Origin of the sequence: Brakhagea slesvicensis, assembly GCF_052161625.1 — a bacterium.
Classification (GTDB): Bacteria; Planctomycetota; Planctomycetia; order Pirellulales; family Pirellulaceae; genus JBKCUI01.
Genome location: NZ_CP197412.1, coordinates 2,431,368 through 2,445,691, shown reverse-complemented (window position 1 = coordinate 2,445,691; position 14,324 = coordinate 2,431,368). Strand labels below are relative to the sequence as shown.

At 55.7% G+C, this 14,324-nt stretch carries 13 protein-coding genes; 8 read left to right on the top strand and 5 right to left on the bottom strand.

Annotated features, from left to right (window positions below):
* The first annotated feature begins 28 nt into the window (after window positions 1-28).
* Both SH467x_RS09310 and SH467x_RS09305 read left to right on the top strand, forming a co-directional pair.
* Window positions 29-973, top strand: coding sequence for a TIM barrel protein (locus SH467x_RS09310; RefSeq protein WP_482370997.1), 945 nt, complete (start codon window positions 29-31; stop codon window positions 971-973).
* Window positions 974-1,061: 88 nt separating this feature from the next.
* Window positions 1,062-1,910 carry a sugar phosphate isomerase/epimerase family protein gene (locus SH467x_RS09305; RefSeq protein WP_482370996.1) on the top strand — a complete coding sequence of 283 codons (849 nt, stop codon included), beginning with the start codon at window positions 1,062-1,064 and terminating at the stop codon, window positions 1,908-1,910.
* A 49-nt stretch (window positions 1,911-1,959) separates the two neighbouring features.
* Here the strand turns inward: SH467x_RS09305 and mutM are convergent, their stop codons facing one another.
* The 5 genes from mutM to SH467x_RS09280 form a co-directional block, all read right to left on the bottom strand.
* Complete coding sequence (gene mutM / locus SH467x_RS09300; protein WP_482370995.1) at window positions 1,960-2,802, bottom strand: bifunctional DNA-formamidopyrimidine glycosylase/DNA-(apurinic or apyrimidinic site) lyase; 843 nt, start codon at window positions 2,800-2,802, stop codon at window positions 1,960-1,962.
* Window positions 2,803-3,375: an orotate phosphoribosyltransferase gene (gene pyrE, locus SH467x_RS09295; RefSeq protein WP_482370994.1), complete on the bottom strand. Its 573-nt coding sequence runs from the start codon at window positions 3,373-3,375 to the stop codon at window positions 2,803-2,805.
* 52 nt (window positions 3,376-3,427) lie between these two features.
* Complete coding sequence (metG, locus tag SH467x_RS09290) at window positions 3,428-5,485, bottom strand: methionine--tRNA ligase (RefSeq protein ID WP_482370993.1); 2,058 nt, start codon at window positions 5,483-5,485, stop codon at window positions 3,428-3,430.
* 121 nt (window positions 5,486-5,606) lie between these two features.
* Entirely contained in the window at window positions 5,607-6,638 is a 1,032-nt protein-coding gene (tdh, locus tag SH467x_RS09285; protein ID WP_482370992.1) for an L-threonine 3-dehydrogenase, read from the bottom strand.
* 73 nt (window positions 6,639-6,711) lie between these two features.
* Complete coding sequence (locus SH467x_RS09280) at window positions 6,712-7,374, bottom strand: LuxR C-terminal-related transcriptional regulator (protein ID WP_482370991.1); 663 nt, start codon at window positions 7,372-7,374, stop codon at window positions 6,712-6,714.
* A 447-nt stretch (window positions 7,375-7,821) separates the two neighbouring features.
* On the opposite strand from SH467x_RS09280, the gene SH467x_RS09275 reads away from it, so the two are divergent.
* From SH467x_RS09275 to SH467x_RS09250, 6 genes are all read left to right on the top strand, one after another.
* The gene (locus SH467x_RS09275; RefSeq protein ID WP_482370990.1) at window positions 7,822-9,276 is read left to right on the top strand and encodes a hypothetical protein; all 1,455 of its coding nucleotides are present in this window, start codon (window positions 7,822-7,824) and stop codon (window positions 9,274-9,276) included.
* Between the two features lie 159 nt (window positions 9,277-9,435).
* Complete coding sequence (locus tag SH467x_RS09270) at window positions 9,436-9,960, top strand: hypothetical protein (RefSeq protein WP_482370989.1); 525 nt, start codon at window positions 9,436-9,438, stop codon at window positions 9,958-9,960.
* A 40-nt stretch (window positions 9,961-10,000) separates the two neighbouring features.
* A complete protein-coding gene (locus tag SH467x_RS09265) occupies window positions 10,001-10,600 on the top strand; it encodes a hypothetical protein (protein WP_482370988.1) in 600 nt (199 codons plus the stop codon).
* Window positions 10,601-10,849: 249 nt separating this feature from the next.
* On the top strand, window positions 10,850-12,115 hold the full coding sequence (locus SH467x_RS09260; protein ID WP_482370987.1) for a FliG C-terminal domain-containing protein: 1,266 nt from the start codon (window positions 10,850-10,852) through the stop codon (window positions 12,113-12,115).
* 16 nt (window positions 12,116-12,131) lie between these two features.
* Entirely contained in the window at window positions 12,132-12,806 is a 675-nt protein-coding gene (locus SH467x_RS09255; protein ID WP_482370986.1) for a FliH/SctL family protein, read from the top strand.
* A 13-nt stretch (window positions 12,807-12,819) separates the two neighbouring features.
* Entirely contained in the window at window positions 12,820-14,214 is a 1,395-nt protein-coding gene (locus SH467x_RS09250) for a FliI/YscN family ATPase (protein ID WP_482370985.1), read from the top strand.
* Window positions 14,215-14,324 lie beyond the last annotated feature (110 nt).

Below are 14,324 nucleotides of genomic sequence, written 5' to 3'. Positions count from 1 at the left end.
TTCTCTCCACTCCAAGAACACATCCGACATGAACACTCCGAAATCCTCCATCGGTCGACGCCGATGGCTTCAGAACGCAGGCGCGATCGCGGGGGGGACCTGGATCGCATCAGGAATCAGTCCAGCAGAGACAGCGATGGCTTCCGAATCGACCCATCAGCAAACACCGTTCTCCGATTCCTTCCGCGTCAAGCATCGGCGCATTCGCCAGTCGGTCATGGGTTGGTGTTTCAAACCCATGCCCGAGTCGCAGCTCATCGATCACTGCGTCGAAATCGGTATCGAAGGAATCGAAGGAATCGATGCCAAGTTCTATCCCGAGGCAGTTCAAAAGGGGCTCAAGATCGCGTTGGTCAGCAGCCACGGCTTTGGGAACGGACCAACCGACCGGTCCAATCACCCTCAGTGTATTGAGAAACTGAAATCAGGAATCGATACCGCGGTTCGGTTCGGAGCTCCATCGGTTATCACCTTCACCGGCATGCGAGTCCCCGAAATGCTCGATGCGACGGCGGACCAAAACTGCTTGGATTGCTGGAAGCAAGTCATCGAGTACGCGGAAGAGAAGAAGATCACGCTCGTTCTGGAACATCTCAACTCCAGAGACAACAGCCATCCCATGAAGGGGCATCCAGGCTATTACGGAGACGATGTCGACCATTGCATCGATCTGGTGAAGAAGATGGATTCACCTCGCTTCAAACTCCTGTTCGATATTTACCATGTCCAGATCATGAACGGAGACATCATCCGCCGCATCCAGGCATACCATCCGTGGATTGGTCACTATCACACGGCCGGCAACCCGGGCCGATGCGAGATGGATGAACTCCAGGAAATCTACTACCCACCCATCTTGAAAGAGATCTTAGCGACCGGCTATCAAGGATTCGTGGCCCAAGAGTTCATCCCGAATTGGAAGGACACCGTCCGGTCCCTCCGTCACGGCGCGTGGGTGATGGACGTCGCGTGATCGCGAACCTGACATTCGCGTGAGTTCTGAACTATAATCCCCCCATCGATTGCCCCCTTTCCTCTCTTTCCTCCACCGAGAACTGATAATGCAATACGGAATGAATCTTCTTCTTTGGTCCGGCGAACTCCAGGACAGCATGTTGCCCAATTTGGAGAAGCTCAAGAAGATGGGGTTCGACGGAGTCGAAATTCCGCTGTTCAATCTCGATTTGGACTACGCGGCATGGGGCAAGCGATTGGACGACCTGGGATTGCGCCGAACCGGCGTCACGGTTCGGGGTGTGGACGATAACCCGATCAGTCCCGATGCAGCAGCCCGGAAGAAAGGGGTCGAGCTCAACAAGAAGACGCTCGATTGCTGCGCAGCGGCTGGCGTGGAGACCCTCGTCGGTCCTTACCATTCCGCCATCGGTCACTTCACCGGCTCGGGTCGCACCGAGCAAGAGTGGGCTTGGGGAATCGAAAGCATGAAGCAAACCGCAGAACATGCCGGTCAAGTCGGAGTGATGCTCGGGGTCGAACCGCTCAATCGCTTCGAAGTCTACTTCCTCAACGGACAAGCAGACGCGGCAGAGTTCTGCCGTCAGGTCAATCATCCGAACTGCCGCATGATGTACGACACTTTCCATGCGAACATCGAAGAGAAGAGTATCACCAAAGCGATTCATGCCATCCAGGACATGATGTGCCACGTTCACATCAGCGAGAACGACCGCAGCACTCCCGGCTTGGGTGACATCCGATGGGACGAGACCTTCGACGCGCTCGCCTCGGTCCAATACGACGGCTGGTTGGTCATCGAAGCCTTTGGATTGGCATTGCCGGAACTGGCTGCCGCAACCCGGATCTGGCGACGAATGTTCGACGATGAATTGCAGCTGGCCGAACAAGGCTTGAAGTTCATGAAGGAACAAGTCGCGAAGCGGGCGAAGTAATCCCAGCCTCAATTGCGGATTCTAGTAGCCGAAACGCACGAACTCCCGGCTAATGAGCCTTCTGGCAGCGGGGACAAAAGAAAGTACTCCGCTGCCCCTGAACGATTCGTTGCACCTTTCCGTTTGAGCAACGCGTACAGGGCAATCCTTCACGGTCATAGACTCGGTGCATCGATTGGTAACTGCCCTCTCCATTGATCGCGTTACGGTAAGTTCCATCTTTGAGTGTCGAGCCTTCGTTCTCGATCGCTTGCTGCAGGATACGAATGGTTTCCTGGTGGATCCGCTTCCATTGGCGAGTGGATAGTTCGGTGCATCGCTGTTGAGGGTGAACCTTCGCAGCGAAGAGGATCTCGGCCGCGTACAAATTGCCGATACCAGCGACGAGGGACTGATCGAGCAACGCGACTTTGACTTCGCGATGGCAGTTGCGAAATCTTGAAACGAAAAGATCCGCATCGACGATCGATGCGTCTGGGCCTAGCCGACTGGGACCCAGCACAGCATCGATCTCATCAGGATTCCAAAGGCAAACATTCCCCAGCCCCCGACGATCCCAATAGAGGAACTGGTCATGGGGAGTAGCACGGTCGAGATGAAAGAGGACTCGAATATGTTGTGGAGAGGGAGCATCGCGAAGCATGGCGATACCGGCCATCTTGGGCTGCATCACGATCGATAAGCCATCTTCAAGGTCTACCAAAACGCGTTTGGCTATTCGGCGAACATCGCAAATCTGTTTCCCAAGACATCCATGTGCGAACCCCGCTCTGTCGGGTAGAACGACGATGGGTCGGTAGGGGATTTCGGGAAATTCGACCCCGGTGATGCGGCTGCCGACGATGGGGAGCAATCCTCTCCGCATCGTTTCCACCTCGGGAAGCTCGGGCATTTATCGCTGAGCGGGAGGGATAAGGTCATCGATGGTGAGCAGCGTGACCAGCGGGATCCCTGCTGCATCGAAATTGGCGCGGCCCCCTTCGAGACGATCGACCACACCGATGGCACCGATCACATCGAGCCCGAAATCCTTAGCCGCCGCGGCTGCTTTCAAAGCGCTGCCACCGCTGGTGATAACGTCTTCTACGATGACCACTTTCATGCCAGGCGTGACAGGCCCCTCGACCAACTTTCCGATTCCATGCTGCTTCGGTTCTTTGCGAACCATGAAGCCGAGGATGGGATGCTGTCGCAATCCGGCGTGGACAACGACCGAAGCGGTGATGGGGTCAGCCCCGATCGCGAGCCCTCCCACCGCTTGCGGCAAGCCACCAAAGGCACCTTTCTCCAGGACGTCGAGCATCCCTGCTGCGATTTGGTTCGCTCCTTGAGGGTGGAGCGTTACCATGCGGCAATCGAGATAGAAGGAGGCTTGTTTGCCGCTCGCCAGCGTGAACTGCCCGAACTGGAGCGCGTGCTGATGGATGATTTCGACGAGCTGATTTTTGTCGTAAGAAATGGTCATGATTGGTAATCGTTGAATGAACGGATAAGCCTGAACGGGTCGAGACGCTGGATCAGTGGACGCGTTGACCGGGGACGGCACCGCTGTCGACCCCTAGCAAAAAGACTTCGGTTCCTCCAGGGCCAGCTGCCGTGACCATCCCCTCGCTTAATCCGAACTTCATTTGACGGGGTTGCAGATTCGCAACGATAACCACCAGGCGTCCCTGCAATTGTTCCAGGGTATACGCTGCTTTGATCCCGGCGAAGACCGTGCGGACGTTATCGCCACCCAACGACACGGTCAGTTTCACGAGCTTCTTCGCCTCGGGAACTTCTTCCGCTTTGATAATGCGCGCGACCCGTAGATCCACCTTGGTGAAGTCATCGATGGTGCAAACGGGAGCCAATGGTTCCGCGGCGAGAGCATCGCCTGAGTCTTGAGGCGCGGCGGCCGCTTCGGTGCTAGGAGTTGTTTCGGCCAAGGGAGCTGCCTCCACTTTGCTATCTTCGATCATGGCTTGGACTTTCTCAGGTTGGAGTCTTTGGAGAAGGTGTTCGAATTTGGAGACAGGAGTTCCGACCAAGGGACTTTGGCTGTCGTTCCAATGTTGAATCGGGCTTTGAAGGAGTTGTCCGCATTGCTCGGCCAGTTTGGGGAGTACCGGGGCCAAGTAGACGCAAAGTTGTCGGAACAAGTTGAGAACAATGGTGCAAACTTCTTGCAGTCGGACTTGTTGGGTCGGATCCTTTTTCAATGCCCAAGGAGCCGAATTCTCGACGAACGCGTTGGCTTGATCGGCGATCTCCATGATGAGTCGCATAGCCCGCGCGTAGTCCAGTTGTTCGTAGGCTTGCGCGATCTTTTCACCTGCCGAGGCTGCGGAAGCGAACAGGCCACCATCATGCGGATACTCGGGAGCGAGTCCGGCCGATTCGATAAAGCGGGCGGTGCGGCTGGCCAAATTCACGACCTTGCCTACCAAGTCGGAGTTCACTTTGTTCGCAAACTCCGTCAGGTTGAGATCGATATCATCCAATCGCGGCCCTAGTTTGGAGGCATAGTAGTAACGCAGATAAGCGGGATCCAAATGCTGGAGGTAGGTGGCTGCCTGAACTTGCGTCCCTTTGCTCTTGGCCATCTTCTCGCCATCGACGGTGAGGAACCCGTGGATATGAACAAACTGCGGAAGCGAGAATCCAGCCGAGTGGAGAACACCGGGCCAAAAGAGGGTGTGGAAATAGGTGATATCTTTACCGATGAAGTGGTGAATTTCGGTCGTTTCGCTCTTCCACCAATCGTCGAGATTCTCGTTGTGCTTTTTGCACCATTGCCAAGTCGACGCGATGTAGCCGATCGGCGCATCGAACCAAACGTACCAGTAGTTCCCAGGGCTATCGGGGATCTCGAAACCGAAGTACGGGGCCGGACGAGAGACGTCCCAATCGCGAAGCGGCTTGCCTAGGAAGTGCCCTTTGAGATAGTTGGCGATTTCGCTTTGCAGGTGCTCGCCCGACTGGGTCCACGTATCGAGAAAGGCGTGCAAGCTCTCCAGGCGGACAAACAAGTGCTTGGCCGTCTTCGCCACTGGGGTAGCTCCGCTGAGGGTGCTTACCGGATCGATCAACTCGGTTGGAGAGTAGGTCGCACCACACTTGCTGCAGTTATCGCCGTATTGATCGGGCGACTTGCAGGAGGGGCAAGTTCCTTTGACGAATCGATCGGCCAAAAAGGTACCTGCTTCGGGGTCGAAGAGCTGTTCGACGTCATCCTCCACGATCAAGTTGGCATCGCGAAGGGATTGCCAGATGGAATGGCAAAGCTGGCGGTTCTCTTCGCTATTCGTGCTGCCGTAATGATCGAAGGAGATATCGAATCCCGCGAAATCCCGTTCGTGCGAACGCTGCATATCGGCGATCAGCTCGACCTCGGATCGTCCCTCTTGGCGGGCTCGAATCATGATGGCTGTGCCGTGGGTATCGTCGGCGCAGATGTAGATGCACCTCCGGCCGATCAAGCGTTGGTAGCGAACCCAAATATCGGTTTGGATGTACTCGACCAAATGGCCCAAATGGATTTGCCCGTTTGCGTAGGGCAACGCCGCGGTAACCAGGAGTTTCGGTGGAGTCATAAGTCAGCTTTCAAGGAGCGAAGGTGGAGAGCGATCCGTCGGGGACCGGATTGTATCCATTCAGGACGGAATCCAAAACGGAACCCAGCCGGTGGGGGCGAATAAGACGGGGGAGCTAAATTCAGGCGTCGCTCCAGTCCAACACGACTTTGCCGCACATCCCGCTCTGCATGGCTTGGAATCCTTTTTCGAAATCGCGGAAGGAGAATCGGTGGGTGATGACAGGGCTGATATCGAGTCCGCTATCGAGCATGACCGACATCTTGTACCAAGTCTCGTACATCTCTCGTCCGTAGATACCTTTGATCGTGAGCATATTAAAGACCACGAGATTCCAATCGATGGCGATGGGTTCGGAGGGAATTCCCAACATGGCAATCTTTCCGCCGTGGCACATATTTTCGAGCATGGACCGGAGAGCTGCCGGGGACCCCGACATTTCGAGCCCGACATCGAACCCTTCGCGCATATCCAGATCCTTCTGAATTTGAACGAGCGTCTTCTCTCGGGGATCGACCGCAACGGTAGCTCCCATCTTGCGGGCCAATTCGAGTCGATAAGGATTCAAATCGGAGACGACGATATGGCGTGCACCCGCGTGACGGACAACGGCGACGGCCATCAAGCCGATTGGCCCAGCGCCGGTAATCAACACGTCTTCCCCGAGTAGATCGAAGCTGAGCGCGGTGTGGACCGCATTCCCCAGCGGGTCGAAGATGGACGCGATATCGCGGTCGATGGTGCTCTTGTGGTGCCAGACGTTGGTCATCGGCAAAGCGATGTATTCGGCGAAAGCACCCGTCCGATTGACCCCCACGCCCGACGTGTCCTTGCACAAATGCCTGCGACCGGCCAAGCAATTGCGGCATCGACCACAGACGACGTGCCCTTCACCCGAGACGATTTCGCCGGGAAAGAAATCGGTGACATTCGCCCCCACTTCGACGATTTCACCGACGAATTCATGGCCGACGACCATCGGTACCGGAATCGTCTTCTGAGCCCAAGCGTCCCAGTTGTAGATATGCAAATCGGTTCCGCAAATTCCTGTTTTGTGAACGCGGATCAGACAGTCGTTGATACCGATCGTCGGTTTCGGAACGTCTAGAAGTTCCAACCCAACATCGCGCTTCGATTTGACAAGCGCCTTCATGACTCACCTCGTTTGGAAAAGAGCGGACTCTCGAGGTGAGAAAAGATAGTGCAAGGCAGGGGGGCGTGCTAGATCAGCGAGCCCCCTCCAAACGACGAATCTGAATCCAATACTGTACCAGTTGAGAAAGGGAGCTCACGCCAAGCTTCGACATCGCTCGGGAGCGACGGGATTCGATGGTTCGCAATGCGACTCCCAACTGGGACGCGATTCGCTTGTTCATCTGACCATCTACCACCAACTCGACGACTTGTCGTTCCACCGCAGTCAGCAAGGCGGCCTTGGCAAGCAACTGCTTTTGCGCTTCCGGAGAGAGTTCGGTCGCACCGTTCGTCGACAAGTTCCTCAGGATACCGGTTGCGCCGACCATTATCCCTTGATGCACGACCGGTACCATCCAAAACTCAACGCGAACAATCTTGCCGGACGAAAACGCCAGCTCACATTGCTTCTTGGTAGGGATGTACTCCGTGGAGGAGATCCAATTGGTGGCTCGAAACGCGTCATTGATCGGCGATTCGGTGAGAAAGTCAAAAAAGGATCGCCCCAATAATTCCCCCCGCGAAACCCCGAGAACGCTTTCGCAAGCATCGTTCAGAAAGGAGATTCGCCCATGGTTGTCTTGACTAAAAAAGACAACGTCTTCCCGGAGGCTGCGAGCCAAAATAGGGAGAACAAGTTCGGGCTGAGAAAGGACCTCGTGAGCGGCCGTCGTTGGAAAGCCGGATGGATTCATAGAAACGGATCCAGTTCCTGTTAGTTGGTTATGCGGTGGATGGAATGGCATCGCGTGGAGAGATTGAAAGGACAAAGAACAGCCTCCTCAAAAATTGACACAACTGTCACCCTGACTTGTGCTTCGAAACGTCCGGGTGTTGTGGTATCCCGCGACAAATGGGAGCGCTAACCGCAAAACTTTCTCTTAATTTCCGTTTAATTCCGTGACCAAAAGAGCACGGACGAGCAGTTTTGGCACACTTCTTTGTGTCGCGATGGGTTTTAAGGGGGTGGAAGGTCCCTTATTGGAAGAATCAGAATTTTGGAATTGGGCGAGGAGCGGCAGTAGGGAGGGAAGGTAGAGGAGGTCGCGTGCACACAATCCCGGTAGCTAGCGTTGGAGAAGATTAAATTCGCTTCTGATGCTGATGTTGTACTTTTTCGGTGCATCGCGCATGCTATCGCTATGACCGATTTCCTATCGAACTACTTGCGACTCGAGCCGCCGACCTGGGTGTTTTTGTCGACATTCCTGGCTATCGGGTTGTTTCTGATGTTCCATCGGTTTTGGTCCTTGAGGAATCTCGATATCGTCTTGATCCTCTTGTTCACCCCTGGGCTCATGATGGTTTTCGAAGGGAGTCGGCAGTTGGTTCCTTCCCAGGTGGAGATCGCCACCCAGGAGAAGCGGGCCGAGACCGAGACGGCCAGCGGTGCGCGGCAGGGGGCTTCCGAGAGCGGAGGGGTTGTGGAAACAGCGGGGGATGGACCTTCCGCTGCCGAGCGTGCGTTTCAAGCGTCGCTTCAAAGCCCGACGCTGCTTTACTTTGGATACTTGTGGCTGATTATTGTTGCCAGTCTGTTGGTGATTCGATTGCTGCTGGACACAGCCATTGTGCGTCGGCCCATGCTCGATCCGAACTTGAGCAGCGGTGGAATGCTCTTTTTGGGAACATCGATGCTGGTTTACCTTTTGGTAAATGTTGCCGTTAGCCAACCCTCGTATTCGGGGCGCGATCTGACCAGTGGTGGCCCCGGCTACATCTTGATGGCGGCGTTGCCAGATATCTCGACGGTTCCGATGTCGGGGCCCGGTGACGAGACAGCTGAAGAGTTGCGAGAGGAGCCGAAACCCCCTTCTCGGTTGAAGTTGTTGTTATCGCGATGCATGTCGATCGGAGCAAATTTGGTCATGGTGCTCAGCATCGTGGCGATTGGCTACTGGCACTTTGGCAATTTCAAAACCGGTGTAGGTGCGGCGACTCTCTATCTTTTACTTCCCTACACGGCTTATATGACGGGTCGGGTGGATCACGTTGTCCCGAGCGCTTTGCTCCTGCTCGCAGTTCTATTGTATCGCCAGCCGTTCGCTGCCGGTTTGTGCTTGGGTTGCGCGGCCGGGGTTGTCTACTACCCATTCTCCCTTTTGCCCCTCTGGTGCAGTTTCTACTGGCAAAGGGGCATTCGCCGTTTCACGGGTGGCTTTGTAACTTCGATTGTGGGGCTGGTGGTGGCGATGATCATTCTCCATCCCAACAATGTCCTGCAGCACCTGGGTTACATGTTCGGCATCAAACAGATCGCGATGACCGGAATGGATGGCATCTGGGGTCTAGGCTGGTACCCGGTGATGCGTATCCCATTGATTGTCATCTTCGTCCTCCTCAGCATTTCCTTCGTCGCTTGGCCGGCTCAGAAAAGTCTTGCTACGTTGATGAGCTGCTCCGCCGCGTTGATGGCAGCGACACAATGTTGGCACGGGTTTGGTGGCGGTCTCTATTTGGCTTGGTTCGTCCCACTCGCCTTGCTTACGATCTTCCGTCCCAACCTCGATTACTGCGTCGCCTTGGAGGTGGTCCGTCCTCGAAGACGAAAGCCGACCAAAGTTACCCCCCCGATCGAAAAGGCGTCGGCGGCCTAACGCGCCCGCCGACACAACCCCTACACGCCGAGTTCTCCGCACGTTTTACCTACGCAGCAGGCTTTCTCCTCTCCAAGCTATCCGCAATCGCCGCCCAGCAGCCAATTGCGTTCTATGGTACCGAAGATATTGTAACCTTTGGTCCCATCGAGGCGCATTATGGCTCGCTCCCAAGAACACTCTTCTTCCATGGATCCAGGTACCTTCGTCAATGCATTGGCGTGGGATCAACTGCGGCGTGAAGTAGCCCAACGCGAGAACAAACCTTTTCGATCGCGCTCCCGATCCGCCCAACGCGACCCTGCACTCGCAGCCGTATGGAGCTGCTTAGAGGGAGAAGCAATGAAATCGGTCACCCCGGGCGAGGCGTATCAGATCGTCGTTCAAGATTTGGGGGACACGTCCTCTTATGATTCGTTTGAACCCAGCGCTTTGGACTCCTTAGCGACCCAGCTCGAATGCATGGCAGTCGATACATGCTTCGAACATTGCGACCCGTGGCTGCTCAACGACGAGACCTTCACATCTTCATCCGAGAGTGAATACGATCAAGAGCTCGAACTGCTCGAGAGCGTTCAACAAATCTCGCTTGAGATTCAAAGCGGAATCCAACGGAAGCGTGCTGAGGAATCTTCGTGTATAATCCAAGCAACCGAGTCGCAGGCCGAAGGACAGTCCGTGTGACTTGGTTTTTTGAGTTCGAACACTTTGAAAGGTAGATATCATGAAACGCTCTTGGACTTGGATGGCAACGATCGCGATCGCTTCGGTACCCATGTTGGGTTGCACCCCAGAAGCCGCCAAAAAGGCAGAAGAAACGAATAAGGAAGTTGTTTCGGCTGCGAAAGATGCAGCGGAATCAGCTAAGGATGCTGCCCAAAGCGCCGCGAGCGCTGCACAAGACGCTGCCTCGGCTGCTAAGGAAATGGCCAAAGATGCTGCCGCAGCCGCCGGTCTCGACGACCTTTACAAGAAGGCTACCGATTCTCTCGCTTCTGTCGAAGGTGGCGAAGCGATGCTAAAAGGCATTCAAGAATCGATTGGAAAAATCACAACGACCCTGGCCAGCGTCAAAGATAGCGATACCGCCAAAGCTGCGGCCCCCGCAGTTACGCAACTCACCGAAACCTTCGGCTCGATGAGCGAATCGTTCGGCAAGTTGCCAGATGCTGCGAAAGGCGTGGTTGCCAATATCTTCCAAGCCGCTTCGAAGGACCTCAAGCCTATGATCGACAAAGTTCTTGCTTTGCCCGGCGTCGAAGAGGTTCTCAAGCCAGCTCTCGAAGCTTTGCTCGCAAAGCTGAACGAGTTCAAAGCTAGCTAAACAGCGTTCGATGATCGCAAAACATGCAAGGGCGGAGGTCACTCCGCCCTTTTTTTATGGTTGCACCCTCGATTTGAACAAACAGTGCATCGCTTCCAACAAATCGCTTCCAATATACAAATCGCTTCCAATATGCAGTGCAGCCTCTTCGCAATCGCGGTTCACCGATCTGACCTGGACTTGCAACTGGCAAACTAGGTAAAGAAGAGGACTGTCGTAAGCCGTCTTCTCCGAGCCCCCGGATCGTCCATGCCAGCCGCCGATCAACGCATTCGCCAAGTCGCCATCGTCTTGCAATCTCTGGATGCTGGCACCGCGAGAAGTTTGCTGGGGCAGCTCCCCCCTGATATGGCGCGACTGGTCAAACAAGCGATGACCAAGCTGGGTACGGTTTCCGCATCCGAACGCGCCCAGGCGATGAACGACCTTCAGAGCATGCTGCAAGCCCTCAACGCGTCAACGGGGACAAAGGAAGCCGATGCGGAATCGCCCGCAGCGGCCCTCCTGGCCGAATCCTCCTCGCACGACCGCATTGAATGGAGCACCAATGCATCGACGGCTGGAACGGCTTCCGCCAACTCGGGAGCACAGCATGCTAGCGGTGTGACGGAAAGCGAGTTGCCTTGGTTGGCCTGGGACCCCTCGGCCTTAGCGACCTTTCTCGCCAACGAACGACCGACGGTGGTCGCGACGGTCCTCAACCAACTATCGCCCGAGCGCGCCAAAGCGCTGCTCGATCATCTCCCGGTCGAGACCGCCGGGGCCACCTTGGCAGCCATCCCCAATCTGTTTTTGGTCGACCCCAGCATTCTCACCGATATCCTGGCCGAGGTCGAAAAGAAACTTCCTAAGCAACAGCCGACGACCACCACCGCCACCATCGCGGGCATCGCAAAACTCGCAGCCATCATCGAACAATTTCAAGGCAACCAGAAGCAAGCGTGGCTCAAAACGATCGCCACACAAAACCCAGACGTGGCGATGCAATTGGGCTGGAACGGACCATTGCCCCTGTCAAGCGAATCAACCTCTTCCGCCATCAGCCTCACTCCGCTGCCATCGATCTCGACAGCCACCGCGCACAACGAAGCGTCGGACATCTTCGAATCCCCTCGCATTCTTTCGATGGAATCCCATCGCAAAGAATCGAACCAGCCCAAACACGCGACGGTCCAGGAACAAGAGGCTGCACCGGACCTGTACAACCCCAGAAGATCCTTGGACGAGCTGCTCCCTTTGAGCGATGGAGACTTGGTGACCCTCCTGCACTCCTGCGAGCGCACGGATGTCCTCCAGTCTTTGAGGAAAGCGAGTCCGGCGATGATTCAACGCATCGAACGACTCATCCCTCGCGACGATGTCAAAAAGTTTCGCGACTTCCTACGACGCATGCCCCTGCAAAGTGAATCGGAATCGAGTCGCTCGCAAAGAACAATCCTGGAACAATCCGAACGGCTGATGGCATCCGGCAGGATTGCCCAGCTCGATAGCGTTTCTTCTCTCAAAGCGGCATAACCGGACAGAATCTTTCATGGCGAGTGTATTCAAATCGCGAGCGATTCCCGCCGGATCCAACACGGCTCAAGCAGAGGTCTTCAATTGGGAAGATGTGACGACTCGAGCGAAGGAATACCTCGATACCGTTCGACAACAGGCCCAGCAGCTGATACGAGAGAGCCAAGCCGAGTGTGATCGCATTCGATCTCAAGCCCAGCAGGACGGATTGAAGAGCGGCCAAAACCAGGTGGAGAAAATGGCTCAGCAACTCGCCAATCAGCTTGCTAGCGAGAATGCCCAGCAATCGACGCAAAGCGTGGAGCGATTCTGCACAGAACTAGAGGCCGCAACCGAACAGTGGCTGAGGCAGTGGCAACATGAGACGATTGCCCTATCGATCGCGATTGCTGAAAAGCTCCTGATCCGCCAAATCGAATCCGATCCCACAATACTCTTGGATTGGATCCAAGACTGCATACGGCTCGTCGCTGGACAAAAGAACATTACGATCAAGCTCCATCCCGAGGATGCGCAGCAACTATCGGAAGGTCTTTCTTATCTCATCAACTCATCCGGACCCAACGCACAGGTACAAGTCTCTGAAGACGTGGAAGTGGGTCGGTTCGGTATCGTATTGCAGACCGACGACACCCAAATCGATCGCACCATTCGCACGCAGCTGCGACGCCTGATGGAGGAACTGCAGTAGCAGACAATCGCCTATGACCCAAGCATTCGCTTCGTTCCCAAACATGATTCAACGGAAACACTGGAGCCAAAACCTTCAGCGAATCGTGCCGTTTGGAATCTCAGGACGCGTCCGCAGCATTCGCGGCACGACGATTGTTGTCGACGGATTACCTGTCCCTGTAGGTGCCTTGGTGAAAATCCATCGGAGGCAACAGGATTCGCTCCAGGCCGAGGTCATCGGATTCGACGGTGGTAAAACGATCCTCGCGCCACTCGATAATTGGGATGGAGTGAGCCAAGGGGATCACGTCGAACTCTTCCAAACCTACCGCTCGGTCAACGTCGCCTCGAACATCATCGGTCGGGTCCTCGATGCGACAGGTCAACCGATGGATGACGCCGGGCCTCTCGAGCTTGGTCGCAAAATGCCTTGCGACGCTCCACCGGTCCCCGCATTGCAACGACCTCCAATCGACAAAATCCTACCGACGCAAGTTCGGGCCATCGACATGTTCCTCACGCTAGGATGCGGCCAGCGGATGGGAATCTTTGCAGGCTCCGGCGTCGGAAAGAGCACGATTCTGGGTATGCTGGCGCGAGGCACCGCAGCAGACCATGTCGTAATCGCCTTGATCGGGGAACGGGGGCGAGAAGTCCGCGAATTCCTCGAAAGGGACTTGGGTGAAGAAGGACGCAAGAAAAGTGTAACGGTCGTCGCGACCAGCGACCAACCTGCACCCAAACGTATTCTGGCGGCCAAAACTGCTACAGCCATCGCCGAAGCGCTGCGAGATGAAGGGAAGAATGTATTGCTCCTGATGGACTCCGTCACTCGATTCGCCATGGCGCAGCGCGAGGTTGGACTCGCCGCCGGCGAAGTCCCCACGACGCGCGGCTATCCCCCCAGCGTGTTCGCGATGTTGCCCCAGTTGGTCGAGCGTTCAGGGATCAATCATCGCGGAAGCATCACCGCGCTCTACACGGTCCTGGTCGAAGGCGATGACACGAACGAACCGATCAGCGATACCTTGCGAGGACTTCTCGATGGTCACATTCACCTCTCCAGAAGCATCGCCTCGCGCGGTCGCTACCCCGCGATCGATGTGCTTCCAAGCCTTAGTCGGTTGCAATCGCATTTGATCGACCCTGAACTCAAAAAAGGATCCGATGCACTGAGGGCTCTCATGGCGATCTATCGCGAAAACGAGGATTTGATCAACATCGGAGCCTACACGCGAGGAAGCAACCCACAAATCGATAAGGCCATTCAGATGCGACCGATGATCGAAGCACTTCTATCGCAAGGCCAACGCGAGCTGATTCCATGGGAGAAGTCTCGCGAGGACGTCTTGAAACTAGCAATGGCTGCGGCCGCCGCCGCGCCCCCTCCAGCGATGTCAAACCCTCCGACCGCTCGAGCCGCCTAGCGATCCCCCCAAACCCAGGCGACCGATCCGAGGTGACGCCGCCAAGGAGACGCCGCCGAGAAAACACGCCGATCACCCGACCTTTAGATTCCACAGTTCTAACGAGAAGC